Here is a 25194-nt window from a genome sequence, read left to right as displayed (position 1 = left end):
CACATCCCCTCGTCCGGCGCTGCTCGTGCGATGCCGCCAGGCGCTCGCGAGTCGCGGGAAGCCACAGGCCGGCACCGTTACCCTGGAGGGCATGGACCCGGCCCGATCCGTCCGCAGCTCGCGGGCACCGTACGAGGCCCGCCCCGGCCGTCGTGCGGTGGTGGTTCGCGACCTGAACGAGTTGCAGGGCCCTGTCTCCGGCGTGGTCGAGCTGCCCCATCGGCTGTTCTGGCAACCCGACCGGCACGTCGACCTCGACGTACCGGGTCTGCTCGCCTGGATGTACGAGACGGTGCTCACCGAAGCCGTTCATCCCGACGAGTTGCGCGCGTGGCTGCACGGTCCGACCCTGGTCCGGCTGTGGCCCGAGCTGTACGTGCCCCGCGGTGTCCGCCGCGCCTGGGAAGAGAGCCACCCGGTGCTGCGCTCCCGGGACGTCGCCGCCTGATGCCACCGGCGCCGGACCCGTTCCAGCACGAGGTCGCCCGTATCGCGCTCGCCGTGGCCGGTCGGCACGGCTTCGCCCTCGCCGGCGGCCAAGCCCTCATCGCCCACGGCATCGGCGCCCGTCCCACCGAGGACGTCGACCTGTTCACCGATGTCGACGGCGGGGTCACCGCCGCCGCCGAGCTGGTACACGCCACCCTGCTCGATGCCGGTTTTCAGGTCGACACCATCGCCGAGCCCACCGAGCTGGACGACGTCTTCTACGGCTTCGAACACGACATGACCGAGTTCGAGGTTCGCCGCGACGACCGGACCGTGCGGCTGCAGCTCGTACGCTTCGCGCGCAACACCAGCCCGATCGTGCTCGACGTCGGTCCGGTGCTGCACCTCGACGACGTGATCGGCACCAAGGTCGCGGCGATGGTCACTCGCGCCCAACCCCGCGACTACATCGACGTTGCCGCCGCCCTCGGCCGCTACAGCAGAGACGACCTGGTCCGCCTCGCGCGGAGGGCCGACCCGGCGCTCACCGACGAGGAGTTCCAGGACGCGCTACAGCGCCTCGACCGCCTGGCCGACACCGTCTTCACGCTCTACCGCCTCACCCCGGCCGAGATCCGCGACCTCCGCCAGACGTTCTCGGACTGGCCGCGATGACGGGCCGGGTCCAGCGCCGCCGCGACTGAACGCCTGGCTGCCTCCGACGCGGCCGGGTCACACCTCGTCCGGCGACCAGGACGCCGCCGCCAGGTCCACCCGGTCGCCGCGCAGCGGGCACCCCTCGGCGAGCAGCCGTTCCCGGGCCTTGCGCTCGTGCCCCGGCGGCATCCGGCCGGCCGCGTTCACCACCCGGTGCCACGGCACCCCGCCACCGTGCCGCGCCATGATCGAACCGACCAGCCGCGGCGACGCCCGCCCCGAACGCTCGGCCAGCGCGTCGGCCACCGCCCCGTACGACATCACCCGCCCCGGCGGGATCCGCTCGACCAGCGACAGCACCGCCTCGACGTACTCGTCAGGTGTCACGGAAAGCCACGATAAGGGACCTCAGCGGGCGGGCGAGCCGATGGCGAGGTCGCCCCGGGCCGCCAGCCAGTAGCCGTCCAGCTCACCACCGCTCACGTGGTAGCTGAGTTCACCGTTGACCCAGGCGGTGCCGCTCAGCGTCAGCTCCGTCACGGCGGCGAAGGTGACCTTCCGGGAGTCGAGCACCGCGCCGTTGCGGTCGAAGGTGTAGCCGGTGTAGGTGCCGGGCTGGGCGGTCAGCACGCGTACGGGGTGGTAGCGGTGCTCGACCGCCACCCCGAGCAGGACCCGCCGGCCGGGTTCCTCGGGCACCAGGTAGCCGGCCAGCGGGCCCTTGGTGATCCGGTAGTGGATGCCGCCACCGCGTACCCGGATGCGTTCGTCGGCCGCGAACCGGCTCGTCCGGTTCAGGGTGACGGCGCGCTGCGCGGTGACGGTGCCCTTGGCGTCGTACGTGTATCCCACGTGCGTCCCGGGCTCGAACTGCACGGTGCCCGTCAGATCCGGCACCGGGTAGTCCGCCCGCAGCGTGTCGGCGTACTCGGCGAAGACCGTCGCGTGGGTCACCTCGTACAGCTTGAGGGTCTGCCGGGTGTGGACCTGGTGGTACTTCGGGTGGAAGTGCCGGCAGTTCATGGAGTACCGGCTGGCCCAGTTCTCCACCCGGAACCTGGTCGGCAGGTAGCGGCGCACGGTGGTGGCCGCGGCGTCGAAGATCTCCGCCGCCCGCTCGTCGCTGGTCAGCCGCCAGTAGTCGTAGACGCCGTACAGGGAGAAGATGTGCCCGTTGAGCACCTGTTCGCCGCGCGGGTCGTCGTTCTCCGGGTACTCCTCCAGCCACAGGTAGCCGCCGCGGTCGGTCCAGGTGGCCCACGGCTCGCCGGGCTGGACGGGCAGGGTAAGGCTCTGGAACGTCCGGTCCGCGGCGGTCCGCCACCTCTCGTCGCGCGTCTCCTCGTACAGCCCGACAAAGAGGCTCAGCAGTTGCCCCTGCGACATGCCGCTGTACCACTTGGGCTTCAGCAGTGGACGCTTCTTGCACCGGGTGAGCTCGAAGTCGTACGGATACCACCAGGCACCGCGCGACTCGACCCGGCGGTCGACGTTGCGCTGCGCGTTCGCGATCGCCCGGTCCAGGTAGATCCGCTTGTGGGTGGCCCGCCAGCCGGCCAGATTCTGCAGACCCCACTGGGCCTGGGCCACCGGATGGTCCCAGGTCTGATCGTGCATCCGGAACATCCGGACGTTCTCGGCATCGTGCAGCCCGGCGTCCACCAGCGGCGCGACTCCCTCGCGCGACGGAATCGCCGCGAGCGGCACCGTGTGCGGCCGGTAGCCGTCCCGCCGGACGGCCGGCGCCTTCTCGTCGCGGAGACCGGCAAGCACCGGTGTCAGCCCGGCGACCAGGCCGACGGTGACGAGCAGCGCCAGCCACCAGGCACGATGAGCCCTCGGAATTATCACTGTGAACCCCCGTTCGTGATGAACGAGACGTTATGCAGCGGAATCCGCAGGCGTGTGCCGCCAACCGGGTGATCAAAATTGGTCGGTCGTCGAGCAACCGTTTTCGCATCGGTTACGTCGGGCACCGGCCGCGAGCTGCCACGATTTGGGAACGCGCCGCGGCACCGCGGACCGCAGCGCGCAGAATGGTCGGGTGCGCGAAGCAGTCACCTCGGCCCGTCGGATCGTGGTCAAGATCGGTTCGTCCTCGCTGACCACCGCGACGGGCGGCCTCGACGACGCCCGGGTCGACGCGCTCGTCGACACGCTCGGCGGGCTCGCCGCCGACGGACGCGAGGTGGTGCTTGTCTCCTCCGGCGCGATCGCCGCCGGGCTCGCCCCGCTGCGGCTGACCCGGCGCCCGCGCGACCTGGCCACCCAGCAGGCCGCCGCCAGCGTCGGTCAGGGCCTGCTCATCGGCCGGTACGCCGCGGCGTTCGCCCGGCACGGCCGCACCGTCGGGCAGGTGCTGCTCACCGTGGACGACGTGACCCGGCGGGCGCACTACCGCAACGCGTACCGGACGCTGCGCAAGCTGCTCGACCTGCGCGCCGTGCCGATCGTCAACGAGAACGACACGGTGGCCACCGAGGAGATCCGGTTCGGCGACAACGACCGCCTGGCCGCGCTCGTCGCCGCGCTCGTCGACGCCGACCTGCTGGTGCTGCTCTCCGACGTCGACGCGCTCTGGACCGGCGACCCGGCCCGGACGGGCAGCACCCGGATCACGGAGGTGCACGGCGAGGGCGACCTCGCGGGCGTGGACGTCGGCGGGGCCGGTCGGGCCGGGGTGGGCACCGGCGGCATGGTGACGAAGGTCGAGGCGGCCCGGATCGCCACCGGCTTCGGCATTCCGGTGGTCCTGACCGCCGCGCCGCTGGCCGCACCGGCGCTGGCCGGTGAGCCGGTCGGCACGTACTTCCACCCGAGCAGCCGCCGCCCCGCGGCCCGGCTGTTCTGGCTGGCGCACGCCACCGCCCCCCGTGGCCGGCTGCACCTCGACCCCGGTGCGGTGCAGGCGGTGGTCGGCCGGCGCAAGTCGCTGCTGCCCGCCGGCATCACCGCCGTCGACGGCGCGTTCACCGCCGGGGACCCGGTGGACCTGGTCGACACCGCCGGCGCGCCGGTGGCCCGAGGGCTGGTCAACTACGACGCGGTGGAGCTGCCGGGCCTGCTCGGCCGCTCCACCTCCGAACTCGCCGCGGCGCTCGGCCCGGCGTACGAACGTGAGGTCGTCCACCGCGACGACCTGGTCCTGCTGTAAGCAAGGGCCCCTTCTAAAAAAACACCTCCGAAGGAGTACGCACGATGAGCGTCGTCGAGCAGGCCCGGCGAGCCCGGGACGCGGCGGAAGCCCTGGCCACGGCCACCCGTACCGTCAAGGACGCCGCGCTGCACGCGATGGCCGACGCGCTCGTGGCGCGTACCCCGGAGATCCTGACGGCGAACGCGGCGGACCTGGCGGCCGGGCGCGAGGCCGGGCTGTCGGCGGCCGTGCTGGACCGGCTCGCGCTCGACGAGGGCCGGGTGGCCGCCATCGCCGACGCGCTGCGCCAGATGGCCGCGCTGCCCGACCCGGTCGGCGAGGTGGTACGCGGTTCGACGCTGCCCAACGGCCTGGAGCTGCGCCAGATCCGGGTGCCGTTCGGTGTGGTCGGCATCGTCTACGAGGGCCGGCCCAACGTGACAGTCGACGCCGCCGGGATCTGCCTGAAGTCGGGCAACGCGGCGCTGCTGCGCGGCTCCTCGTCGGCCGCCAGCTCCAACGCGGCACTGGTCGCGGTGCTGCGCGACGCGGTCTCCGGCTCCGGGCTGCCGGCCGACGCGGTGCAGCTGCTCGACTCCAGCACGCGCGACTCGGTCAAGGAGCTGATGCGCGCCCGCGGCCTGGTCGACGTGCTGATCCCGCGCGGCGGCGCGTCGCTGATCCGCGCCGTGGTCGAGGAGTCGACGGTGCCGGTGATCGAGACCGGCGTGGGCAACTGCCACGTCTACGTGGACGCCGCCGCCGACCTCGGCAAGGCCCTGGCGGTCACGCTGAACGCCAAGACCCAGCGCCTGTCCACCTGCAACACTGCCGAGTCGCTGCTGGTGCACCGTGACATCGCGGACGCGTTCCTGCCGGCCGTGCTGGCCGCGTTCGCCGAGGCCGGGGTGACGGTGCACGGCACGCCCGAGGTCGCCGCCCACTCCGACGCCGTGGTGCCGGCCACCGAGGAGGACTTCGGCACCGAGTACCTCTCCGCCGACATCTCCGTCGCCGTGGTCGACTCGCTCGACGCGGCGGTCGCGCACATCCGCCAGTACGGCACCGGCCACACCGAGGCGATCGTCACCGACTCGCAGCGGGCGGCCCGGGAGTTCGTGGCCCGGGTGGACTCGGCCGCGGTCATGGTCAACGCGTCCACCCGTTTCACAGACGGTGGCGAGTTCGGCTTCGGCGCGGAGATCGGCATCTCGACGCAGAAGCTGCACGCACGCGGCCCGATGGGTCTGCCGGAGCTGACCAGCACCAAGTACGTGGTCACCGGAGACGGTCACCTGCGCTGATCCGCCCGGTCGGCTACGTGAGCTGGAGTGGGTCCCCGTCCGCCGGGGTGGACGGGGCACCCGGCGCCGTGGGCGGTACGACGAGCGGGGGCAGGCCCGGGGACACCGGCACGGACGAGCCGTCGTCCACGCCCAGGTCGGGCAGGACCGTCCAGGCCGACCACGGCGCGGGCCCGGCGTCCGGACCGGCCGGCGGCGGCGGGGCCGCGGCCGGCCGGCGCGGAATCGGTACGGCCGGCGGCGCGGGCAGCTCGGCGGTCTGCGGCACCACGAACGGCGCTCCGGAGACCGGGGCCTCCGGCGCGTTCGGGCGGCACGCGCGGATCGCCCGCAGCGTGGTGTGCACGTCGAACTGGTGGCCGTCGTCGCTGTCCCAGCCGCCGTCGCTGCGCTGGGTCTCGGCGAGCCGCCTGCGCGCGGAGACCAGCAGCCACTGCTCCTCGCCCACGTCGACCCGGCGCAGCGTGGCGGCCAGCCAGGCCACGTCGGCCGGGGACATCTGCGGGATCCGGTCGGCCAGCACCGCCTGGATGCGCGCCGACTCGTAGTACATCTGCTGGCGGTGCAGCACCGCGGCGGCGAGCCAACCGGCGGGCAGGAAGGACGGCCAGCTGCCGTCCGGCGCGAGCTGGGCGGCGAGCGCCTGCGCCGCCGCCTGCACCACACCGGCGTACGCGCCGCCGACCCGGTGGTCGAGCGGACCGGCGGCCCGCGCGTCCAGCCCGGCCACGGTGAGCCAGAATCCGGCGTTCGCGGTCTGGTAGAGCCGTGCCTCGGGATCGCCGGGGGTGGCCCACTCGGGGGCGAGCCCGGCCAGCGAGGGATCCTCGTCCCAGCCACCGTCGGGCAGTTGCCGGGCGGCCAGCCAGTCCAGCGCGTGCCGGGCGGCCGGGCGGCCCAGCGCGCCGAGGTCGTCCAGCTCGGCCAGGCGGAAGCAGGTCGCGTCGATCGAGGCGACCTCGCCGTCGAGGACGGCGGGCCAGCCGCCACCCGGCGCCTGCCCGGACTCGGCGGCGTCGAGCACGTCGGGCGGCACCGGAGCGCCGGTGCGCAGCCGGGAGAGACGGGCGCGGTCCACCGCGTCACCGTGAGCGACGACGAATCCGATCGCCGCGTCCAAGTCCACCACGGCACTGACGGTACTGGCGCGGCCGCGGTTACGCCTCGGTAGCTCGGTCAGGACCACCCGGCCCAGCGGTCGCCGCGATCGATCGTTTGCCCACGCCAGGTCCCCCGGAGAGCACGACGGGCCCGCCCGGAGCGCCGGCGGGCCCATCGACACGACTCAGTACGCGGGCAGCGACGGGTCGACCTGCTTGACCCAGGAGAGCACACCGCCCTGGAGGTGCACCGCGTCGGAGAATCCGGCCGCCTTCAGCGCGGCCAGCGCCTCGGCGGAGCGGACGCCGGACTTGCAGTGCAGCACGATCTGCCGGTCCTGCGGGAACTTCGCCAGCGCCTCGCCGGAGAGGATCTCGCCCTTGGGGATGAGCGTCGCGCCGGGGATCCGGACGATCTCGTACTCGGCGGGCTCGCGCACGTCGACCAGGAAGATGTCCTTGCCGGAGTCCTGCCAGTCCTTCAGCTCCAGCGCGGTGATGGTCGAGTCGACCACCGCCTCCTGCGCCTCGTCGGAGACGGCGCCGCAGAAGTCCTCGTAGTCCTCCATCAGGTCGGTGAGGGTCGGGTTCTCACCGCAGAGCACGCAGTTCGGGTCCTTGCGGACCTTGATCTTGCGGTAGCTCATCTCCAGGGCGTCGTACACCATCAGGCGGCCGACGAGCGGCTCACCGATGCCGGCGAGCAGCTTGATCGCCTCGTTGACCTGGATCGACCCGATGGACGCGCAGAGCACGCCGAGCACGCCACCCTCGGCGCAGGAGGGGACCATGCCGGGCGGCGGGGGCTCCGGGTAGAGGCAGCGGTAGCAGGGGCCGTGCTCGGCCCAGAACACCGACGCCTGGCCGTCGAACCGGTAGATCGAACCCCAGACGTACGGCTTGCCGAGCAGCACCGCCGCGTCGTTGACCATGTACCGGGTGGCGAAGTTGTCGGTGCCGTCGACGATCAGGTCGTACCGGGAGAAGATGTCCCGGACGTTCTCCCGGTCCAGCGCGGTGTTGTGGATCTCCACGTTGACCAGCGGGTTGATCTCGCGGATCGACGCCGCGGCGGACTCGGCCTTGGACCGGCCCACGTCGGAGACGCCGTGGATGACCTGGCGCTGCAGGTTCGACTCGTCGACGGTGTCGAAGTCGATGATGCCGAGCGTGCCGACACCGGCCGCGGCGAGGTAGAGCAGCGCCGGCGAGCCGAGGCCACCGGCGCCCACACAGAGCACCCGGGCGTTCTTCAGCCGCTTCTGCCCCTCGACCCCGACGTCCGGGATGATCAGGTGGCGTGAGTAGCGGCGGATCTCGTCTACGGTCAGCTCGGCGGCGGGTTCGACGAGCGGGGGCAACGACACGGTGGACTCCCCGGGATCGGCGGTGTGACCGCGCCATTGTCGCTCGCCGGGAGGGGGATCGGCCATGATGAGGGACACTCGGCCCGAACTGCGGGACCGGGAATAACTCAGACGCCGTCCGTGGGCTCGCCTTCGTACCGGATCCCGCCGACGTACGGCCAGGCGTTCGGCAGGCAGCCGTCCAGCCCGTACGTCTGCTGCTGCATCACCGGGGCGGGCGCGCCGGGCTCGGGACACGCCTGGTGCAGTTCGCCGAACTCGTGCCCGACCTCGTGGTTGATCACGTAGGTCCGGTAGACGTCCAGCGGGGCGCCGTAGTCGGGTACCGCCGTCATCCAGCGGGCCAGGTTGAGCACGACCCGGCCGGGCAGCCGGCAGGACGTGTACCGGTCGGTGCGCAGGCCGCCCTCGGCGCACATCCGCTCGGAGGTGACGGGGGTGGCGAGGTAGACGGTGAAGTCGGCGGCAGCGGCCTCGGGCACCCGCTGCACCCGCAGGTCCCCCGACGCGATCCAGCTGCGCGGGTCGCCGAGTACCGCGTCCACGGTGGCGGCGAACCCGTCGGCGTCCTGCCCCGTACCGTGCTCGACCTCGACCCGGTAGCGGCGCAGCGGGCCCTCCTGTCCGCGTACCGGGGAGCGGCCCTGCGCCACCGCGAACGTGCCGGGGCCGGCGGTGGGGTAGCCGGTCGGCGCCGCGGCCGGGACGTCGGCCTCGGCGCCGCGCGCCAGCGACGGTTCGGCGGCGAGTGGCGTCCCCGTGTGTCCGGCCGGCGGCGCGTTCAGCCGGGTGATGCCGAACGCGCCGCTGCTCGCCGCGAGCAGCATCGCCAGCAGCACCGAGCGGCGGCGGCGACGGCGCATCCGGCGCAGCGTGGGACGCTCGGGTGGCGGCGCCGCAGGGCTGTCGTAGGGGGACGACGAGGTCATGCCTCCAGCGTCCCATGCAATTCGGGCATTTAGCTGCTTTTGCCGCCTATGCCGCGAATCTTCTTCACCATTCTCCGCTCAGAGCGACGGCCCCGTGTACCGCTTCCCGCCCACGTAGGGCCACGGATTCGGCCGGCAGCCCTTGAGGAACAGCGTCTGCTGCTGCATCACCGGCGCCGCCCGGCCCGCACCCGGACACCCCTCGTGCCGGTGCCCGAGCTGGTGGCCCACCTCGTGGTTGACCACGTAGAGCCGGTACGCGTCCAGCGGCATCCCGGCGTCGACCAGGTGCGGCGCCGAGGTCCGCCACCGGGCCAGGTTGATCACCACCTTGCCCGGCACCCGGCACGACGTGTACGGCACCCCGCCCACCCGGATGTCGATCCCGCCCGCCCCGCACAGCCGCCCGGCCGTGTCCCGGGTGGCCAGGTAGATCGTGAAGTCGTAACGGTCGCCCGGACCGACCCGCTGCAACCGCAGCGTGCCGCCGTCGACCCAGCTGCCCGGGCCGGCCAGCGCGCGCTGCACCGCCTCGCCGAACGCGCGGACCTCCTCGCCGGAACCGTTCTCCACCGCCACCCGGTAGCGGCGCAGCGTCCCCGAGCGGCCGAGCACGCCGCTGGTCCGGTCGTCGTACGCGAAGCTGCCCCGGCCCTTCGCCGGGCCGGGGTCGGACAGCGTCAGCACCGGCGCGGCCGGCGAACTGGGCACCACCGGAGGCGACGGCGGGACGCTCGGGGTGGACGGCTCCCGCGTGGGCGCCGGCGGCTGGGCGACGAACCCGTCGGTGACCCGCGTCCCCGCGCCCGCCGACGGCAGTTGCACCGCCACGCCGACCCCGACCGCGGCGGCGGCCACGAAGGCGCAGACCACGAGCGCGGTACGCCAGTGACGAAACGAGGAACGGGTACGGGCGGCACGAGGACGGCGGGAGCTGGGCATCCGGCTCAGCCTGCCATGTCACGCCCCGTTCCGCTCTCCCCCATGCCGGTGCTGAACGACGGTGTCGCCTCGGCGAGCAGCCCGAGCACCGCCCGCGCCACGGTCCGGGGCACCTCCAGCTGGGCCACGTGCCCGACACCGTCGAGCATCAGCAGCCGGCTGTCCGGGATGACCCGGGCCGCCTGCGGCGCCACCCGCACGTCGACCAGCCGGTCCTGCCGCCCGCCCACCACGAGCGTGGGCGCCCGTACCGCCGCCGCCTGCCGCCACAGCGCGCCCTCCCCCGGCAGGTACGACCGCAGGAAGGTGCCGACCAGACCCCGGAACGTCCGCACGTACGCGGCGGCGTAGTGGGCCGCCTCGTACCGGACCCGGATCTCGTCGATCGCCTCCTGCCGTCGCTGCTCGCTGATCCGGGTCAGGTCCGCCACGCACGCCTCCATCACCTGCTGCGCCGTCACCTCCGGGCTGAACTGGGCCAGCCGCCAGGCGGCCAGCCGTTCGCCCCGGGGGATCGCCAGCAGCGGGAGCATCCGCCCCTGCAACGAGCGCCGGAAGTCCAGGAACGGCAGCGCGGGCGAGACCAGGGTGAGCGTGCGGACCAGGTCCGGGCGCAGCGCCGCCACCCGGACCGAGATCGCGCCGCCGAGGGAGTTGCCGAACAGGTGCACCGGCCCCCTGTCGCTGTGCTCGATCCAGCGGATCACCCGCTCGGCGAAAGCCGGGATCGTGTAGCGCGGCCCGGGCTCACTGCGGCCGAACCCGGGCAGGTCGATCGCCTGGCCGTCGAGCCGGTCCGCGAGCAGCCCGGCCAGGTCGGTCCAGTTCTGCGCGGACCCGCCGAGGCCGTGCACGTACAGCGCGGGCTCTGCGCCGGGACCGGTGGCCGGGGTGTCGCGGACGTGCACGAGCGTGCCGTCGAGGCGTACGTGCCGGCCGGGCCAGGGCGGCGGGACGTGGTGTGCGGGAAGGCTGTGCTCCGGCCACAGTGCGGCGCGTTTCATGTCTCCAGTCTTCCCCGGGCGGGGGCCGTACCGCACACCGGCGCTCAGGAGAGCAGCGCCTCCAGCCGCCGGTTCACCGCCGCGAGCGTGGCCCGCACGACCGCCTGCCGGGGATCCCCGGCCACCAGGGCCGAGCCGGCCAGCTGCTCCACCCAGCCGTCGCAGACCAGCAGCACCACGACCGTGGCGACCTCGCAGTTGCCGAACGGCACCACGGCGGCGTGCTCCACGAAGCACCGGCCCCGCTCGCCGGCCGGGACGCCCCGGCCGAGCAACTCGTCCACCGCGGCGGCGGCGGCCACCGCGCAGAGCCGCAGCACGTACCCGTCGACAGCCGGCCCGGTCGCATGTCCCTCGGCCGTGCGGTCGCCCGCGACCAGGCGGACCTCGGTGGTGGCGTCCAGGCCGAACGTGCTGACCAGGACGTGCTCGATCACCACCCGGGGCCCCGGCACGCCGCCGGTGTCCAGCGGTCGCGACGGCGCGGTCTCCGTCGTGGTCATCTGGCCACCGGAGTACGACGTACCGAGCGTGACCGGGCTACCGGTGGACATGCCGGTCGGCGCGGCGGCCAGCGACGTCTCGTCGACGGTGGCCCGGCCGCGGTGGGTGGCCTGCCGGCGGCGGCGCGGCGGCTCGTCGCCGTCGGCCGGCGCCTCGGCCGGGCGCGCGGCGCGGTCCGCACCGAACCGCGCGTCGCCGGAGCGGTTCGCGGCCGGGCGCGCCACACCGGTCCGCGCCGGCGTCTCGTCGCCGGCCGGTCCGGGTTCGTCGCCGCGAGCCGCCGGCACCTGGGTACGCGCGTCGCCCGGCTCGGACGGCGCGGCGTGGGCCTCGCCCGGTGCGGTGCGGGACAGGCCCGGCGCGGACTGCGCCAGGGGTGCCCGGGTCTCGCCGGAGCGGTCCAGCCGGGCCGACCGGCGGCGCAGCGGTGCCGGTGGCGGTACGGCGGGCGCACCGGGCAGGTTCTGCGGAGCGGCGGCCAGGCCCATCCGTTCCTGGAGCAGCCGGGCCACCACGCGGCTCACCTCGGCCGGGTCCGCCCCGTCGGCCAGGTCGAGCCGGAGGCTGTGCGCGCCGGCCGGGGTCCGGCGCAGCGCGGCGTCGCGGACGCCCGCCACCTCGCGGACCGCGTCGAGGATCGCGTTGACGTCGAAGCCCTCCGGCCGTTCCCGCAACGGCGCGGGTTCGTCGTCGCGGCGCAGGTGGGTGGCGATGCGGGCGAGTTCGGGGGTCTCGGCGGACGGTTCCACTGCCGGTGGCTCCGGCACGACGGGCACGTCCGGTTCCGAGGGGACGCGCTGCGGCAGCACGGGGGACGGTTCCTCCGGTCGGGGCTCGGCGACCGCGTCGGCGGCCGGCACCGGTTCCGGTGCGGACCGGCGGGCCGCGTAGGGAGGGGCGCTCGTCGGGTGGGGCGCGGGTGGGCGATCGAGGCGCGGCGGGCCGCTCGTGGCGGGCACGCCTGACGTCGGCGGGGCGAGGGCGGCCGCTTCGACGGGCGGCGCCGGGGGGAATCCGCCGGGCGGCGCGGGCGGGGCACTGGACACCAGCGGCGCACCGGGCGCGGGCGGGGCACTCGTCGGCGGCGGACCCGGAGGCGTGATCAGCGGGGCGACCGGCACCGGCGGCCCGGCCCAGGAGGGCCGCTCGTAGCCGTGCGGCGGCTCGGCGTCGCCCCGGGGCAGCCGGAACGGCCGGGTCGCCTCGGGCGTCGGCTCGGGCGCGGCCGGCGGCTCGTAACGGCGCGCCTGCTCGGGCCCGGCCCCCGGCTCGTACGGCCGGGGCGCGTCGGACTCGGCGGGCGGCGGGTACGACCGCGTCGCCTCGGGGCCCGGTGCCGCCTCGGCGCGCAGCGGCTCGTACGGCCGTACCGGCTCGGCGCGTGGCGGCTCGTAGGCGGAGGGCGGCTCGACGCGGGCCGGCTCGTACGGCCGCACCGGTTCGGGCGCCCACTCGGCCGCGCGGTCGTCGCGGGCGGTGCGGTGGACGGCGCTGTCGTCCTCCCACTCCCGCCGCTCGGCGGCGGGCTCCTCGGCGCGGCGGGCGTGTGGCTCCTCCGGGCCCCGGGCCGTGGGCTCCTCGGGCCGGCGGGCCGGCGGCTCGTCGGTGCGGGCCCAGGGCGGGGCCCAGCCGTCACCCCAGCTCGGGCGGTTCCAGGACGGCCCCGACCAGTCCGGCTCGGCGGCCCTCGGGTCGTCGCCGGCCGGCTCCCGGGACTCGGCGGCGGCCCGCGGCTCGGCGGTGGCCGCCCGGCCCTCGGGCGGGTGCGCCTCGCCCGCCGCGTGCTCCGGCCGGCTGGTGGCCGGTGGCGGGGTGGCGGGGCGGTCGGCCCAGCCCCGGGACAGCGAGGGGGTGGATTCGGTGTTCGGGGCGTGGAAGCCCGGCGGCACCTCGAAACCGGAGGCGGCGGCGCCGACCGGCGGGACCTGGAGCGCCGGGGGCGCGGAGGTCGGACCGCTCTCGGCCCAGCGCGGCGCGCGGGCGGACGGGTCGTCGGCGGCGTGCCGGGAGCCGGGGGCGTCCCCCGGGTCGGTCGGCTGCTCGATCGTGGGCGCCGGGCGCGGGGCCGGTACGGCGAGCCGCTCGCCGTCGGCGGACCGGGGCGGTTCGTCCGCGGGCGGGGCACTGACCGGCGCCTGGCGGGTCACTGGTGACTCCTCCCCGGCGTGGTGCACGCCGTTGACGTGGCGGCCGTTGACGCGGCCCGGTTCCGGCGCGGAGTGGCCGGGCAGCGGGGCCGGCAGGTCGCCGTGCCGGGGCGAGGAGGCGGCCCAGCCGCCGAGGTCGCCGTAGGGCCAGCCGCCGGGCGCCGGAGCGCCGCGGGACCAGCCGTTCGCCGGGGGCGCCCAACCGCCGCCGGTACGGGCTGGTTCGTCCTGCTGGCCCGTCCCGTCGCCGTGCTCTCCCGGGGTGGCGGCTCCGGGTTGCCCTGTTTCACTCACCGCGCGCTCCTTGGTCGCCCCCGCTGAGGCTACCGTGTGGTGACAGTGGCGATAAGTTACAGCGGCGGGCCAATTCCGCGACGGGTTCACGAACCCGGACCGGTTCGGGTGATACGTGCCGGCTCGTACGCAGATACTCGGAGGATCCGATGACCGCAGTGGGGAACGGTGCACAGACCGCCGGTCGGCCCACCCGCCTGCCCCGCTCGGCGCGCCGTAAGCAGCTGCTCGCCGCCGCTCAGGAGGTGTTCGTCGCGCAGGGCTACCACGCCGCCGCGATGGACGACATCGCCGAGCGGGCCGGCGTCTCCAAGCCGGTGCTCTACCAACACTTCCCCGGGAAGATGGAGCTCTACCTGGCGCTGTTGGACACGCACTGTGACGCGATAGTGGCCAACGTGCAGGACGCGATGAGCGGCACCAACGACAACAAGGAGCGGGTCGGGGCCGCGGTGCGCGCGTACTTCGACTTCGTCGACCACGAGAGCGAGGCGTTCCGGCTCGTCTTCGAGTCGGACCTGCGCAACGACCCGGCGGTGCGGCAGCGGGTGGAGCGGGTCGAGCAGGGCTGCATCGCCGCCATCACCGACACGATCATCTCGGACACCGGGGTCAGCCGGTCGCACGCCGAGCTGCTCGCCTCGGGCCTGGTCGGCGCCGCCGAGACGGCCGCCCAGTTCTGGCTGGCCGGTGGCCGCCAGGTGCCCAAGGCGGAGGCCGAGGCGCTGGTCGCGGCCCTGTCCTGGCGCGGCATCGCCAGCTTCCCGCTGCAAGGTGAGTCAGCCTGAACATCGGGCCGCCGGATCGGATAGCCTTCCCACGGTGGCTTTTTCGCCCCAGTTGAGGAGGCACAGTGGAGGTCAAGATCGGCGTGCAGTACGCGCCGCGGGAGCTGGTCCTGGAGAGCGCGCAGTCGCCGGCCGAGATCGAGCAGATCGTGACCGACGCCTTCGCCAAGAGCGAGGGCACGCTCTCCCTGACCGACGAGAAGGGCCGGCGTGTGATCGTGCCGGTCGGCAAGGTCGCCTACGTCGAGATCGCCGAGGCGTCGCCTCGCGCGGTCGGGTTCACCGTCCGCTGAGTCCCGCGGCACCGGCCGCCGTGGCGGGCCTCCCCGCCACGGCGGCTCAGTTGTTCAACCCGGCCGCAGTCATCCGCGCGGTGTGCGTCTCGGTCAGCCGGCGCAGCAGCCCCGGTACGTCCCCGCCGGTCCGCCCGATCAACGCGACGAGCGCGCCCCGGTCGGCGGCGGCCACCCGGCCCGCCTGGGACAGCGCCTCACCGAGCAGCCGGCGCGCCCACATCGACAGCCGCCCGGCGGCCCGGGGATCGGCCTCGATCGCGGCCCGGATCTCGGCTCCGGCGAACTCGGCGTACCGCGAGTCGTGCAGCACGTCGAGCAGCAGCGCCCGGTCCGGCCCGGTCAGGCCGTCGGCGATTCCGCGCAGGAAGTCGTCGGTGATCGCGTCCCCCACGTACGCCTTCGTCACCGCCTCGGCCCAGTCCCGCGGCTCGGTCGAGTCGTGGTACGCCCGCAGCGCCTCGACGTAGGGAGCCATCGCCTCCTCCGGCGTGACCCCCCACGCGCCGAGCCGGTCGGTGAGCCACCGGTAGTGCGCGATCTCGGCGGCGGCCATCTCGCTGAGCGCGGCGCGGCGGCGCAGGTCGGGCGCGAGGCGCGCGTCGGCGGCGAGGCGGTCGAACGCGAGCAGTTCGCCGTAGGCGACGAGCCCGAACAGGTCGATCGCGGCGGGGTCGGGGGCGGTGGGTCCGGAGGCGGCGGGGGCGGACATCAGCGCAGGCTACCGGCGGCCCCGCTGTGACTCAAGTCACAGCGAGCCGCCCCGCGCGCACGGCCACCACCTGGGAATCGGGACGACTCAGGGGCCGTTCAGGTAGGATGAGACAGTTGCCGTGGGCACCGATTCGGTCACTTGCTGATCAAGACCGGTCCCCGACGCGCGTGCGGCCCGGTCCGGCTCGGCGAAATCGCCAGTGACCGCGTGGCCCGCGCCACACCGATCGCGCCCTGAGGACCTGAGGGGCGCACCACGAGAGGGCACCCCCAAATCCATATGAGCGAGCAGATTTCCGGCCAGCCACTGGCCCCCACCGCTCCGGTCCCCCCGGAGGCACCCACGTTCGCCGCGCTCGGCGCGCGGCAGGAAACCGTCGAGGCGCTGGCCGCCGCCGGCATCACCCGCGCCTTCGCCATCCAGGAGTACGCGCTGCCGATCGCGCTGCGCGGCGTCGACCTGATCGGCCAGGCGCCGACCGGCACCGGCAAGACCCTCGGCTTCGGCATCCCGCTGCTGGAGCGGGTGTTCGCCCCGTCCGAGGGCAGCGACGGCGTCCCGCAGGCGCTCGTCGTCGTACCCACCCGTGAGCTGGGCATCCAGGTAGCCAAGGACCTCGACGCCGCGGGCCGCACCCGGGGCGTCCGGGTGCTGCCGATCTACGGCGGCGTGGCGTACGAGCCGCAGATCGAGGCGCTCCGCAAGGGCGTCGAGATCCTGGTCGGCACCCCCGGCCGCCTGCTGGACCTGCAGAAGCAGAAGCACCTGCGGCTCGACCGGGTCCGCGCGCTCGTCCTCGACGAGGCCGACCGCATGCTCGACCTGGGCTTCCTGGACGACGTCGAGAAGATCCTGGCGATGCTGCCGGAGGACCGGCAGACCATGCTGTTCTCGGCCACCATGCCGGACCCGATCGTCGCGCTGTCCCGGCGCTTCCTGCGCCGGCCGGTGACCATCCACGCCGGGCACACCGCCGAGACCGGTCCGTCGCCGCAGACCAAGCAGCTCGCGTACCGGACGCACTCGCTGAACAAGGTCGAGATCGTGGCGCGCATCCTGCAGGCCGAGGGCCGCGGGCTGACCATGATCTTCACCCGTACCAAGCGGGCCGCCGACCGGGTCGCCGAGGATCTCGACTTCCGCGGCTTCGCCGTGGCCGCCGTGCACGGCGACCTCGGGCAGGGCGCGCGCGAGCGGGCACTGCGGGCGTTCCGGGCCGGCAAGATCGACACGCTTGTCGCCACCGACGTGGCGGCGCGGGGCATCGACGTCACGGGCGTCACGCACGTGATCAACTACGACTGCCCCGAGGACCAGGACACCTACACCCACCGCATCGGCCGTACCGGCCGGGCCGGGGCCACGGGTTCCGCCGTGACGTTCGTCGACTGGGACGACATGCCCCGCTGGCGGATCATCGACAAGACGCTCGGGCTGGACATGCCCGAGCCGCCGGAGACGTACCACACCTCCGCGCACCTCTACACGGACCTGGGCATCCCGACGGACGTCAGCGGCACGCTGCCGACCGCCGAGCGCACCCGCGCCGGCCTGTCCGCCGAGGTCGAGGAGGACCTGGGTGGCGGCGGCAGCCGGTCGCGCCGGGGCGCGCGGCGTGGCGACAGCCGGGGCCGCGAGCGCGGCGACCGCGGCCGTGGCCGGGGCGGCGAGGGCGGTTCGTCCGCCGGTTCGCCCTCCGTGCAGGCCGACGCCGCGGACGACGAGACCTCGCGTACGCCGCGTCGTCGGCGTCGCCGCCGGGCCGGCGAGACGGTGGCCGGTGAGCCGACCGCGGTGATCGGCAGCGAGGGCGCGGCCGAGACCGCCGCCGCACCGCAGCCCACGGAGGGCGACGCCGCGAGCACCAAGCCCCGTCGTCGTCGCCGGCGCCGCAGCGGCAGCACCGGTGCGCCCGCCGAGGCCACTAACGCCGACTGACGAACACCAAACGGATACGGCCTCCCGGACCCCGGTCCCGGAGGCCGTCCCCATCCCCGCCCCCCTCATTGCGACGATCATGAAGTTGACGGCGCGACACGCCATGCTCACGGCCGCCAACTTCATGATCAACCAGTCGGTGGCGGTCGACGGCGGCGGCGGGGCGGCCAGGAAAGGTAGGAACTGATGCCGGAAGCGCTGGACTCGGCGCTGGCCGAGGTGCGGGCGTTGCTGCTCGCGCCCGGGCTGACCCGCGCGGTCGCCGCCGGGCGACGTCGTGGGCAGCGTCCCTCGGTGGTACGCGCGGAACTGCGCCCGGTCACGCTCAAGGCCGGTCCTCGCCTGCAGATCGCCGTCTCCGACGGGTCACGGCCGCACACCCGCAACGTGGCACCCGGTACGGAGGCCGGCGCGGCGGTCGACGAACTGCTCGCCGAGCCGTTCGGCAACTGGCACGTGGAGACCGCCGACGCCACGCTCCAGCTCCGGGTGACCAAGTCCGGCGAGGCCCAGGTGCACCGCGCGGCGGCCAGCCGTCCGGCTGCCGAGCCGGGCGGGCACGACCGGCCCAAGGAGTGGCTGCTGGACCCGGGCGACCCCCTGTTCCGGGAGATCGGCGGATCGGCGGCCAAGCGGCGCCAGGTCGACGCGTTCCTGCGCGCGCTCGCGGCAACGCTGCCCGACGACCTCACCGGCCCGTTGCGGGTGGTGGACCTGGGCTGCGGCAACGCGTACCTGACCTTCGCCGCCTACCGCTACCTGGTCCAGCGCGGCCTCGACGTGACGCTCGTCGGGGTGGACGTCCGCGAGGACCAGCGCCGCCGAAACACGGAACTGGCCGAGCGGCTCGGCTGGGCCGACCGGGTCGGCTTCGTGGCCGGCACCATCGCCGACGCGTCCGTCGAACCGGCGCCCGACCTGGTGCTGGCGCTGCACGCCTGCGACACCGCCACCGACGAGGCGCTGGCCCGGGCGGTGCGGTGGAACGCCCGCTGGGTCCTCGCCGCGCCCTGCTGCCACCACGACCTGGCCGCCCAGCTCCGGGCCGGTCAGGCGCCGGCGCCGTACGAGCTGCTGACCCGGCAGGGCATCCTGCGGGAGCGGTTCGCCGACGTGCTCACCGACTCGCTTCGGGCCGCGTTGCTGCGCCTGCACGGCTACCGCGCCGAGGTGGTGGAGTTCGTCGACTCCCAGCACACGCCGCGCAACCTGCTCATCCGGGCGCGGCGCACGGCGGGCGCGCCGACCGACGGGCAGCGGGCCGAGTACCGCGAGCTGGTCGGCCAGTGGGGTGTCACGCCCCGGCTGGAGACGCTGCTGGCCGAGGCCGGCTGAGCCGTGGCAGCGGGGCGGCCCTACCGCCCCCGGTCGCCCCGGTTGCGGTCGCCCCGGTCCAGCACCGACACCCGCTCACCGGCGCCACGGTTCGGCCCTCGCTCGCCGTCGTGCGACGCGCTCGGGAACGGCACCACCTTCCCGGCATGCTCGGCGTTCCCGGCGGCGGCGAAGGCGTTCCACGAGATGTCCACGAGCAGCCGCTTCAGCTCCGCGTGCCGGTCGGCGGCGTTGCGCTGCAACGCCAGGCGCGCACCGAGCACCACCGAGGCCAGCGTCGTGCAGATCGCACCGGTCGCGGCGATCAGGTGTACGCCGGTCGCCTCGCTGCCGCGTACCGCCAGCACCAGCAGCCAGATCCAGAAGCCGAGCGCAAACACGGCGGCTTTGGCCACGAAGAAGACGCTCACCGCGCCGGGGCGATGCGGTACGGGACGGTCCGGCTCGGCCATGCTTCTCCTCCATCGACTCCCAGGGTTTCCTCAGCCTATTACCCGAAGTGCATTACCCGAAGCAGGCTTCCGTAGTTGAGTCCCGCCGACGAGACCTCCGGACCGATCAGTCAGTTACTTCTCCGGTTCGGCGTACTAGGCTCGATGCGCGAGCCGGGCCACCGGAGGAAGGGGACAGATCCACCAGGGATGGGTTCCGCAGACGTTTCGCCTCAGATGGCCTTCGCGCGCTTCGTACGACGGGCCATCGACGCCGCGCGCGAGGAGCGCGGCTGGACGGTGACCGACCTCGCCACCCACACCGGTGTCGGCCGTTCCACGGTGTTCCGCTGGCTGGCCGGCGACTGGCAGGACTACCCCGAACTCGCGAAGGTCCGCGGCTTCTGCGCCGCCCTCGACCTGCCCGTGGCGGCCGCGTTCCGCGCGCTGGGCCTGCCCGACGCCGGGCCGGTGCCCCGCCGCCGGGGCGCCGAGGACGGCCCGGTCGAGGCCGACGTGCGGGTCATCCTGGACCGGCTCGCCGACCCGAACGTGCCCGCGGAGGAGAAGCACCACATCCGCGATCTGCTCCGCTACCTGGCCCGCCGCCCGGTGCGCCGGGCCGGCTGACCGCCCGGCCCGCGCGGGACTCAGGCCACCGTCAGCGTGAACTCGGCGGTCCGCACCACGCCGCCGACCTGGAAGTCCAGGAACATCCGGTAGCTACCAGGCCCCGGCGCGCTCAGCCAGAACGTCACGTCGTCGCCGTCGCGCACCGGCTCCGGGTGCACGTGCAGGTAGCCGAGGTCGCCCTCGCGCAACGCCACCAGGTGCCCGTACGCCCCGAGGTACGGCTCCAGCGACGCCGCCGCTCCGTCCGCGCCGGTGACCCGGAACCGCAGCGGCACCGACTTCCCCACCTCCGGCGTGCCCGCGTACGCGACGGTGAATCCGTCGACTGTCGCCGACGTGGCGGCGGCGGGCAGCGGCCGTGGCCGGTACGCGCCGGACGCGGTCAGGTCGGCGCCGAGCACCACGGCGACCTGGCGGCCGTCGTCGGCGACGGCGGTGAAGTCCGCGTACATCCGCCAGGGGCCCGCCTCCGGTGACGCGATCGGCACCGACCAGGTCCCGTCGGCGGCCATCGTCGGGTGGAGGTGCCGGTAACCGCTGAGGTCACGACGGACCATGATCACGTGCATCGGCTTGTCGTGCACGACGGCGAACCGGGTGACCGCCCGGCGCTGGTCGTCGCGGATCTGGAAGCGCAGCTCACCGGCGCGGTCCGCGACCAGTTCGGTCGACGGCACCAGCGTGTAGCCGGCCGAGGTGATCGACAGCCCCGTCGCGCCGTCGCCGCCGCCCTGGGTGACGGTGGCGCCGTCGTGCGTGTGCGCGCCGGTTCCGGGTGAGTGGGCGTGCGCGCCGCCGTCGGCGCCGCCCGTGGCGACCCCGCCTGCCGTCGCGGGCCGGGCCGGGCCAGCCGGCGCGTTCATCCGCCCGAGGCCGAAGCCGAGCAGGACGGCGAGCACCAGGCCGCCCACCACCAGGGCCAGCCGCAGCGTCTCCCGGTCCACCACAGCGGGAGCAGCGTCACCGGACCGCGCAGCGTTCCCGGGCCGTGCCGCAGGAGCGACGGAGCCGGCCCCGGGATCGTCGGGGACGACGCCGGTGCCGGACGTGCCGGACGACGACTCAGGCACCGCCGCCGACCAGCTCGTAACCCGCCTCGTCCACGGCGGCACGCACGGACTCGACGGACAGCGGCGCCGCGCTGGTGACGGTGGCGGTGCCTCCGGTCAGATCGATCCGGACCTCGTCGACACCGGGCAGCGCGGACAGCTCCTCGGTCACCGCCTTGACGCAGTGTTCGCAGGTCATCCCGGTCACGGTGTACGTCTGGACGACGGGTCGCTGCTCGGTCATGACCCCACGGTACCGCCGCCCGGGTGCCGGCCCGACGACGGTCCGCCGACGGTGGCGACGCTCGCATTCCGCCCGGCGCGGGAACTTTCCGCGCCGGCCGGGAACGTCAGCCGGCCACCGCGAGCGCCAGCGGCAGCACGTCCGGAGCACCGGCCCGGCGCAGCAGCCGCGCCGCCATGGCCATCGTCCAGCCCGAGTCGACCAGGTCGTCCACCAGCAGCACCGGCCCGTTCAGCCCCGGCAGCGCGTCGGCCAGTTCGTCGGGCAGGTGGAAGGCGTCGTGCAGCGCGCGTACCCGCTGGGCGCTGTTGCCGCGCGGCCCGCCACCGCCGGACGGACCGGCCGGGACGACCTGGCCGAGCAGCGGCAGCCGGCCCACGGCGGCGATCCGCTCGGCCAGCGAGCCGACCAGCACCGGTCGCGCCCGGGAGCCGACGGCGACCACACCCGCCGGCCGCCGGGGCCACGGGTCGTCGCCGTGCGCCCACGCCTTCAGCACCTCGACCACGGCGGCCACCACGTCGTCGGGCACCGGGCCGTCCGGCGCCTCCGGCCCGGCCAGCCCACGCAGCCGCCCGCCCCACCCCAGGTCGGACAGTCGCCCCACGGCCCGGCCGGGCAGCGCCTGCTCCGCCGGGGGGATGCGGCCCTTCAGGGGTACGCCGACAGACTCCAGCCCGGTCGGCCAGAGCTTCTTGGGCGGGATCGGCACGCCGGGGCGCCCGAGGAACGTCTGCGCGGCGGTCAGCGCCGCCTCGGAGACCTCGGCGTCGAACAGCGGGCCGGCGCAGTTGTCGCACCGCCCGCAGTCGGCCGCCCCGGTGTCGTCCAGCCCTTCCCGCAGGTAGCGCATCCGGCAGCCGGACGTCGAGGCGTACTCCCGCATGGCCCGCTGCTCGGCGGAGCGCGCGTCGGCGACGCGCCGCAACCGGGCCTCGTCGTAGACCCACGGCTCGCCGGTGGCGAGCCAGCCGCCGCGCACCCGGCGGACCGCGCCGTCCACGTCGAGCACCTTGAGCATCAGCTCCAGCCGGGCCCGGCGCAGGTCGACCACCGGTTCGAGGGCCTGGGTGGAGATCGGCCGTTCGGTGTCCAGCGCGGCGAGCACGGCCCGGACCTGTTCCTCGGGCGGGAAGGCGAGCGAGGCGAAGTACCGCCAGATGGCCGCGTCCTCCGCGCCGGGCAGCAGCAGCACCTCGGCGTGTTCGACGGCCCGGCCCGCGCGGCCGACCTGCTGGTAGTAGGCGATCGGCGAGGGCGGCGCGCCCAGGTGCACGACGAAGCCGAGGTCGGGCTTGTCGAAGCCCATGCCGAGCGCGCTCGTGGCGACCAGCGCCTTGATCTTGTTGTCCAGCAGGTCCTGCTCGGCGGCCCGCCGGTCGGCGTCCTCGGCCTGCCCGGTGTACGACGCGACCGACCAGCCCCGCCCGCGCAGGAACTCGGCCGTCTCGGTCGCCGCCGCCACGGTGAGCGTGTAGACGATGCCCGAGCCGGGGAGCCGGTCCAGGTGGTCGGCCAGCCAGGCCAGGCGGTGTGCCGGGCTCGGCAGATCGAGGACGCCGAGACGCAGCGACTCGCGGTCCAGCGTGCCGCGCAGCACCAGCGCGTCGCCGAGCTGCTCGGCCACGTCCTGGGTGACCCGGGCGTTGGCGGTGGCCGTGGTGGCGAGCACCGGCGTGCGCTCGGGCAGGTTGGCCAGGAACGTGCGCAGCCGCCGGTAGTCGGGGCGGAAGTCGTGCCCCCAGTCGGAGACGCAGTGCGCCTCGTCCACCACGAGCAGCCCGGTGGTGGCGGCGAGCTTCGGCAGGACGCCGTCGCGGAAGTCCGGGTTGTTCAAGCGCTCCGGGCTGATCAGCAGCACGTCGACGGCGCCCGCGTGGATCTCGGCGGTGATCTCGTCCCACTCGTCCAGATTCGCCGAGTTGATGGTGCGCGCCCGGATGCCGGCCCTGGCCGCGGCCTCGACCTGGTTGCGCATCAGCGCCAGCAGCGGCGAGACGATCACCGTCGGCCCGTGCCGGTTCCCCTCGCGCAGCAGCGCGGTGGCCACGAAGTAGACGGCCGACTTGCCCCAGCCGGTGCGCTGCACGCACAGCACCCGCCGGCGGTCGACCACCAGCGCCTCGATGGCCCGCCACTGGTCCTCGCGCAGCCGGGCGTGGTCACCCGCCAGCCGCCGCAGTACCGCCTCGGCGCGCTCCCGGACGGCCATCCGATCCTGGCTCATCCGGCATTTCTACCAGGGAGGGCGGACGACTCCGGCGGCCCGGACGGTGGCGCGGGCGGCTGCTGCGGCGCCACGGGCGGCAGGAAGACCAGCAGCTCGCGCAGCGAGTCGGTCGCCGCCGCCGGCAGCAGGCACCGGGCGGCCAGCTCCTCCATCGAGGTGTACGGACCGCGCAGCCGCCTGTCGACCACCACGTGCTGCGCCTGCGACCGGGTCAGTCCCGGCAGCCCGGCGATCACCTGGTCCGGCACCGAGTTGACGTCCACCAGTCCGCCGTCGTCGTAGGCGCGGGGCAGGTCGGGGCGCCCGATGCGCAGGTCGTTGCGGGCCGACGGGTACTGGTAGAGCAGGTAGCGGGCGTACTCCCGGCGCAGCCGGTTGCGGTTGGCGTACGGCCGCCCACGCCAGAGGCCACGCAGCCAGGCGTGCAGCCGGCCGTTGAGCAGCACCACGTGCGGGACGCCACCCAGCCAGGCGGTCAGCCAGACCATCAGGAGGCCGATCTCGAACGCGGTGGGTTCCTCCGACTCGCTGCTGCCGAGGACCGCCACGAACGTCACGGCCACGGTCAGGTAGCAGACCGCGGCGACGACGCTGCCCAGGCCGCGTCGCCAGATTCCGTACAGCAGCACCACCAGCCAGGTGAGCATGCCGAACGAGAGCAGGGCGGTGAGCGCGCCGCCCACAGTCGCGACGACGCTGAGCCATCCGGGCACACCGGCCGGACGCCTGGTCGGCGGCACGGCACCGAAAGGCGGCGCGACAGGGGACGGAACCCAAGCCGGCACGCCGGTCGGCGACTCGGCGGACGGTGGCGGCCGGACCGGACCGCCCGGCTGTGCGGAGACGGTGAACTGGACCGGAACGGTGAGCTGCGCCGAGACCGCGGACCGGGGCGCAGCGGTGGGCGGAGGCGGGTTCTCGGCCGGGTTCGCCGGCGGCGGCTGGGCCGGTGCCAGGAGGTCCGGGTCGGCGCGCAGGATGCGCCGGTGCAGATCCTGGAGCGCCCCGCCCGGCTCGATGCCGTACTCGTCGCGGAGCAGCCCGGCGTAGTCGCGGTAGGCGGCCAGCGCCTCGGCCTGCCGTCCACTGCGGTGCAACGCCAGCATGAGCTGGTGGCGCAGCCGCTCCCGGACGGGGAACTCGGCGACCAGCTCGACCAGCCGGCCGACCAGCTCGCCGTGCCGGCCGTCGGCCAGCTCCAGGTCGACACGCGTCTCCAGGGCGACCGCGCGCAGCTCCACCAGCCGGTGCCGGGCCGCGTCGAAGTACGGCCCGGCGAACCCGGTGAACGGCTCCCCCTGCCACAGCTCCAGGGCGGCGCTCACCTCGGCGAGCGCCTCCTCCGTACGCCCGGCCGCCTGGGCCGACCGCGCGCTCCGTACGCCGCGCTCGAAGCGCACCACGTCCACCGCCTCGGGCGGCACCCGCAGCAGATATCCCGCGTCGGTGAGGGTGAGCACCCGGGCCGGCGTACGCGGTGACCGGTCGGGTTCCAGCACCCGGCGCAGACCGGCGACGTGCTTCTGCACCACGTTGAGGCCGTTCACCGGTGCCTCGTCCGGCCACACCGCCTCGACGATCTGCCCGCTCGGCACGGGACGGCCGGCGGCGAGCAGCAGCACGGCCAGTACGGCCCGCTGCTTGGCCGGCCCCAGATCGAGCTGACGGTCGGCGTACCAGGCCCGCTGCGGGCCGAGCACTTCGAAGCGCAGCGCCTCTGACATG

At 74.6% G+C, this 25194-nt stretch carries 22 protein-coding genes and 1 pseudogene; 9 read left to right on the top strand and 14 right to left on the bottom strand.

The window, feature by feature from the left end; translation table 11 throughout:
• The first annotated feature begins 91 nt into the window (after nt 1-91).
• Both O7607_RS15620 and O7607_RS15615 read left to right on the top strand, forming a co-directional pair.
• Nucleotides 92-448, top strand: coding sequence for a hypothetical protein (locus O7607_RS15620; protein ID WP_269703961.1), 357 nt, complete (start codon nt 92-94; stop codon nt 446-448).
• Entirely contained in the window at nt 448-1104 is a 657-nt protein-coding gene (locus O7607_RS15615; protein ID WP_269703960.1) for a nucleotidyl transferase AbiEii/AbiGii toxin family protein, read from the top strand. Before O7607_RS15620 ends, O7607_RS15615 begins: the two co-directional genes overlap by 1 nt.
• A gap of 57 nt (nt 1105-1161) precedes the next feature.
• Here the strand turns inward: O7607_RS15615 and O7607_RS15610 are convergent, their stop codons facing one another.
• Both O7607_RS15610 and O7607_RS15605 read right to left on the bottom strand, forming a co-directional pair.
• Complete coding sequence (locus tag O7607_RS15610; RefSeq protein WP_269703959.1) at nt 1162-1473, bottom strand: MGMT family protein; 312 nt, start codon at nt 1471-1473, stop codon at nt 1162-1164.
• A gap of 21 nt (nt 1474-1494) precedes the next feature.
• Complete coding sequence (locus tag O7607_RS15605) at nt 1495-2937, bottom strand: D-glucuronyl C5-epimerase family protein (RefSeq protein ID WP_269703958.1); 1443 nt, start codon at nt 2935-2937, stop codon at nt 1495-1497.
• 193 nt (nt 2938-3130) lie between these two features.
• On the opposite strand from O7607_RS15605, the gene proB reads away from it, so the two are divergent.
• Nucleotides 3131-4240: a glutamate 5-kinase gene (gene proB / locus O7607_RS15600; RefSeq protein WP_269703957.1), complete on the top strand. Its 1110-nt coding sequence runs from the start codon at nt 3131-3133 to the stop codon at nt 4238-4240.
• Nucleotides 4241-4284: 44 nt separating this feature from the next.
• Nucleotides 4285-5526, top strand: coding sequence for a glutamate-5-semialdehyde dehydrogenase (locus O7607_RS15595; protein WP_269703956.1), 1242 nt, complete (start codon nt 4285-4287; stop codon nt 5524-5526).
• Nucleotides 5527-5836: 310 nt separating this feature from the next.
• On the opposite strand, the pseudogene O7607_RS15590 reads toward O7607_RS15595, so the two are convergent.
• From O7607_RS15590 to O7607_RS15565, 6 genes and pseudogenes are all read right to left on the bottom strand, one after another.
• Nucleotides 5837-6802: pseudogene (locus tag O7607_RS15590) on the bottom strand (hypothetical protein); the annotation flags it as partial.
• A gap of 9 nt (nt 6803-6811) precedes the next feature.
• Nucleotides 6812-8059, bottom strand: a complete 1248-nt coding sequence (gene moeZ, locus O7607_RS15585) for an adenylyltransferase/sulfurtransferase MoeZ (protein ID WP_269703954.1) — start codon at nt 8057-8059, stop codon at nt 6812-6814.
• A gap of 41 nt (nt 8060-8100) precedes the next feature.
• The gene (locus O7607_RS15580; RefSeq protein WP_269703953.1) at nt 8101-8922 is read right to left on the bottom strand and encodes a DUF3152 domain-containing protein; all 822 of its coding nucleotides are present in this window, start codon (nt 8920-8922) and stop codon (nt 8101-8103) included.
• 78 nt (nt 8923-9000) lie between these two features.
• On the bottom strand, nt 9001-9864 hold the full coding sequence (locus O7607_RS15575) for a DUF3152 domain-containing protein (protein ID WP_269703952.1): 864 nt from the start codon (nt 9862-9864) through the stop codon (nt 9001-9003).
• A gap of 5 nt (nt 9865-9869) precedes the next feature.
• Nucleotides 9870-10868, bottom strand: a complete 999-nt coding sequence (locus tag O7607_RS15570; RefSeq protein ID WP_269703951.1) for an alpha/beta fold hydrolase — start codon at nt 10866-10868, stop codon at nt 9870-9872.
• Between the two features lie 44 nt (nt 10869-10912).
• The gene (locus O7607_RS15565; RefSeq protein ID WP_269703950.1) at nt 10913-13813 is read right to left on the bottom strand and encodes a hypothetical protein; all 2901 of its coding nucleotides are present in this window, start codon (nt 13811-13813) and stop codon (nt 10913-10915) included.
• A gap of 149 nt (nt 13814-13962) precedes the next feature.
• Here O7607_RS15565 and O7607_RS15560 point away from each other — a divergent pair, with 149 nt between their 5' ends.
• Nucleotides 13963-14601 carry a TetR/AcrR family transcriptional regulator gene (locus O7607_RS15560; RefSeq protein WP_013288691.1) on the top strand — a complete coding sequence of 213 codons (639 nt, stop codon included), beginning with the start codon at nt 13963-13965 and terminating at the stop codon, nt 14599-14601.
• 65 nt (nt 14602-14666) lie between these two features.
• On the top strand, nt 14667-14894 hold the full coding sequence (locus O7607_RS15555) for a DUF3107 domain-containing protein (protein WP_013288692.1): 228 nt from the start codon (nt 14667-14669) through the stop codon (nt 14892-14894).
• A gap of 46 nt (nt 14895-14940) precedes the next feature.
• Here O7607_RS15555 and O7607_RS15550 read toward each other — a convergent pair whose 3' ends face one another.
• Entirely contained in the window at nt 14941-15606 is a 666-nt protein-coding gene (locus O7607_RS15550; RefSeq protein WP_269703949.1) for a ferritin-like fold-containing protein, read from the bottom strand.
• A 282-nt stretch (nt 15607-15888) separates the two neighbouring features.
• On the opposite strand from O7607_RS15550, the gene O7607_RS15545 reads away from it, so the two are divergent.
• Both O7607_RS15545 and O7607_RS15540 read left to right on the top strand, forming a co-directional pair.
• Nucleotides 15889-17547: a DEAD/DEAH box helicase gene (locus tag O7607_RS15545; protein WP_269703948.1), complete on the top strand. Its 1659-nt coding sequence runs from the start codon at nt 15889-15891 to the stop codon at nt 17545-17547.
• Nucleotides 17548-17733: 186 nt separating this feature from the next.
• Nucleotides 17734-18882, top strand: a complete 1149-nt coding sequence (locus O7607_RS15540) for a class I SAM-dependent methyltransferase (RefSeq protein WP_269703947.1) — start codon at nt 17734-17736, stop codon at nt 18880-18882.
• 20 nt (nt 18883-18902) lie between these two features.
• Here the strand turns inward: O7607_RS15540 and O7607_RS15535 are convergent, their stop codons facing one another.
• A complete protein-coding gene (locus O7607_RS15535; RefSeq protein WP_269703946.1) occupies nt 18903-19334 on the bottom strand; it encodes a hypothetical protein in 432 nt (143 codons plus the stop codon).
• Nucleotides 19335-19523: 189 nt separating this feature from the next.
• On the opposite strand from O7607_RS15535, the gene O7607_RS15530 reads away from it, so the two are divergent.
• A complete protein-coding gene (locus O7607_RS15530) occupies nt 19524-19943 on the top strand; it encodes a helix-turn-helix domain-containing protein (RefSeq protein ID WP_026268433.1) in 420 nt (139 codons plus the stop codon).
• 20 nt (nt 19944-19963) lie between these two features.
• On the opposite strand, the gene O7607_RS15525 is transcribed toward O7607_RS15530, so the two are convergent.
• From O7607_RS15525 to O7607_RS15510, 4 genes are all read right to left on the bottom strand, one after another.
• On the bottom strand, nt 19964-21016 hold the full coding sequence (locus O7607_RS15525; protein ID WP_269703945.1) for a hypothetical protein: 1053 nt from the start codon (nt 21014-21016) through the stop codon (nt 19964-19966).
• Nucleotides 21009-21239, bottom strand: a complete 231-nt coding sequence (locus O7607_RS15520; RefSeq protein ID WP_269703944.1) for a heavy-metal-associated domain-containing protein — start codon at nt 21237-21239, stop codon at nt 21009-21011. The genes O7607_RS15525 and O7607_RS15520 overlap by 8 nt, the downstream gene beginning before the upstream one ends.
• A gap of 106 nt (nt 21240-21345) precedes the next feature.
• Complete coding sequence (locus tag O7607_RS15515) at nt 21346-23466, bottom strand: RecQ family ATP-dependent DNA helicase (protein ID WP_269703943.1); 2121 nt, start codon at nt 23464-23466, stop codon at nt 21346-21348.
• The gene (locus O7607_RS15510; protein WP_269703942.1) at nt 23463-25193 is read right to left on the bottom strand and encodes a BTAD domain-containing putative transcriptional regulator; all 1731 of its coding nucleotides are present in this window, start codon (nt 25191-25193) and stop codon (nt 23463-23465) included. The genes O7607_RS15515 and O7607_RS15510 overlap by 4 nt, the downstream gene beginning before the upstream one ends.
• Between the last annotated feature and the right edge of the window lies 1 nt (nt 25194).

The organism is Micromonospora sp. WMMA1949 (assembly GCF_027460145.1).
GTDB lineage: Bacteria > Actinomycetota > Actinomycetes > Mycobacteriales > Micromonosporaceae > Micromonospora.
This window is presented reverse-complemented; position numbering and strand designations above follow the sequence as displayed.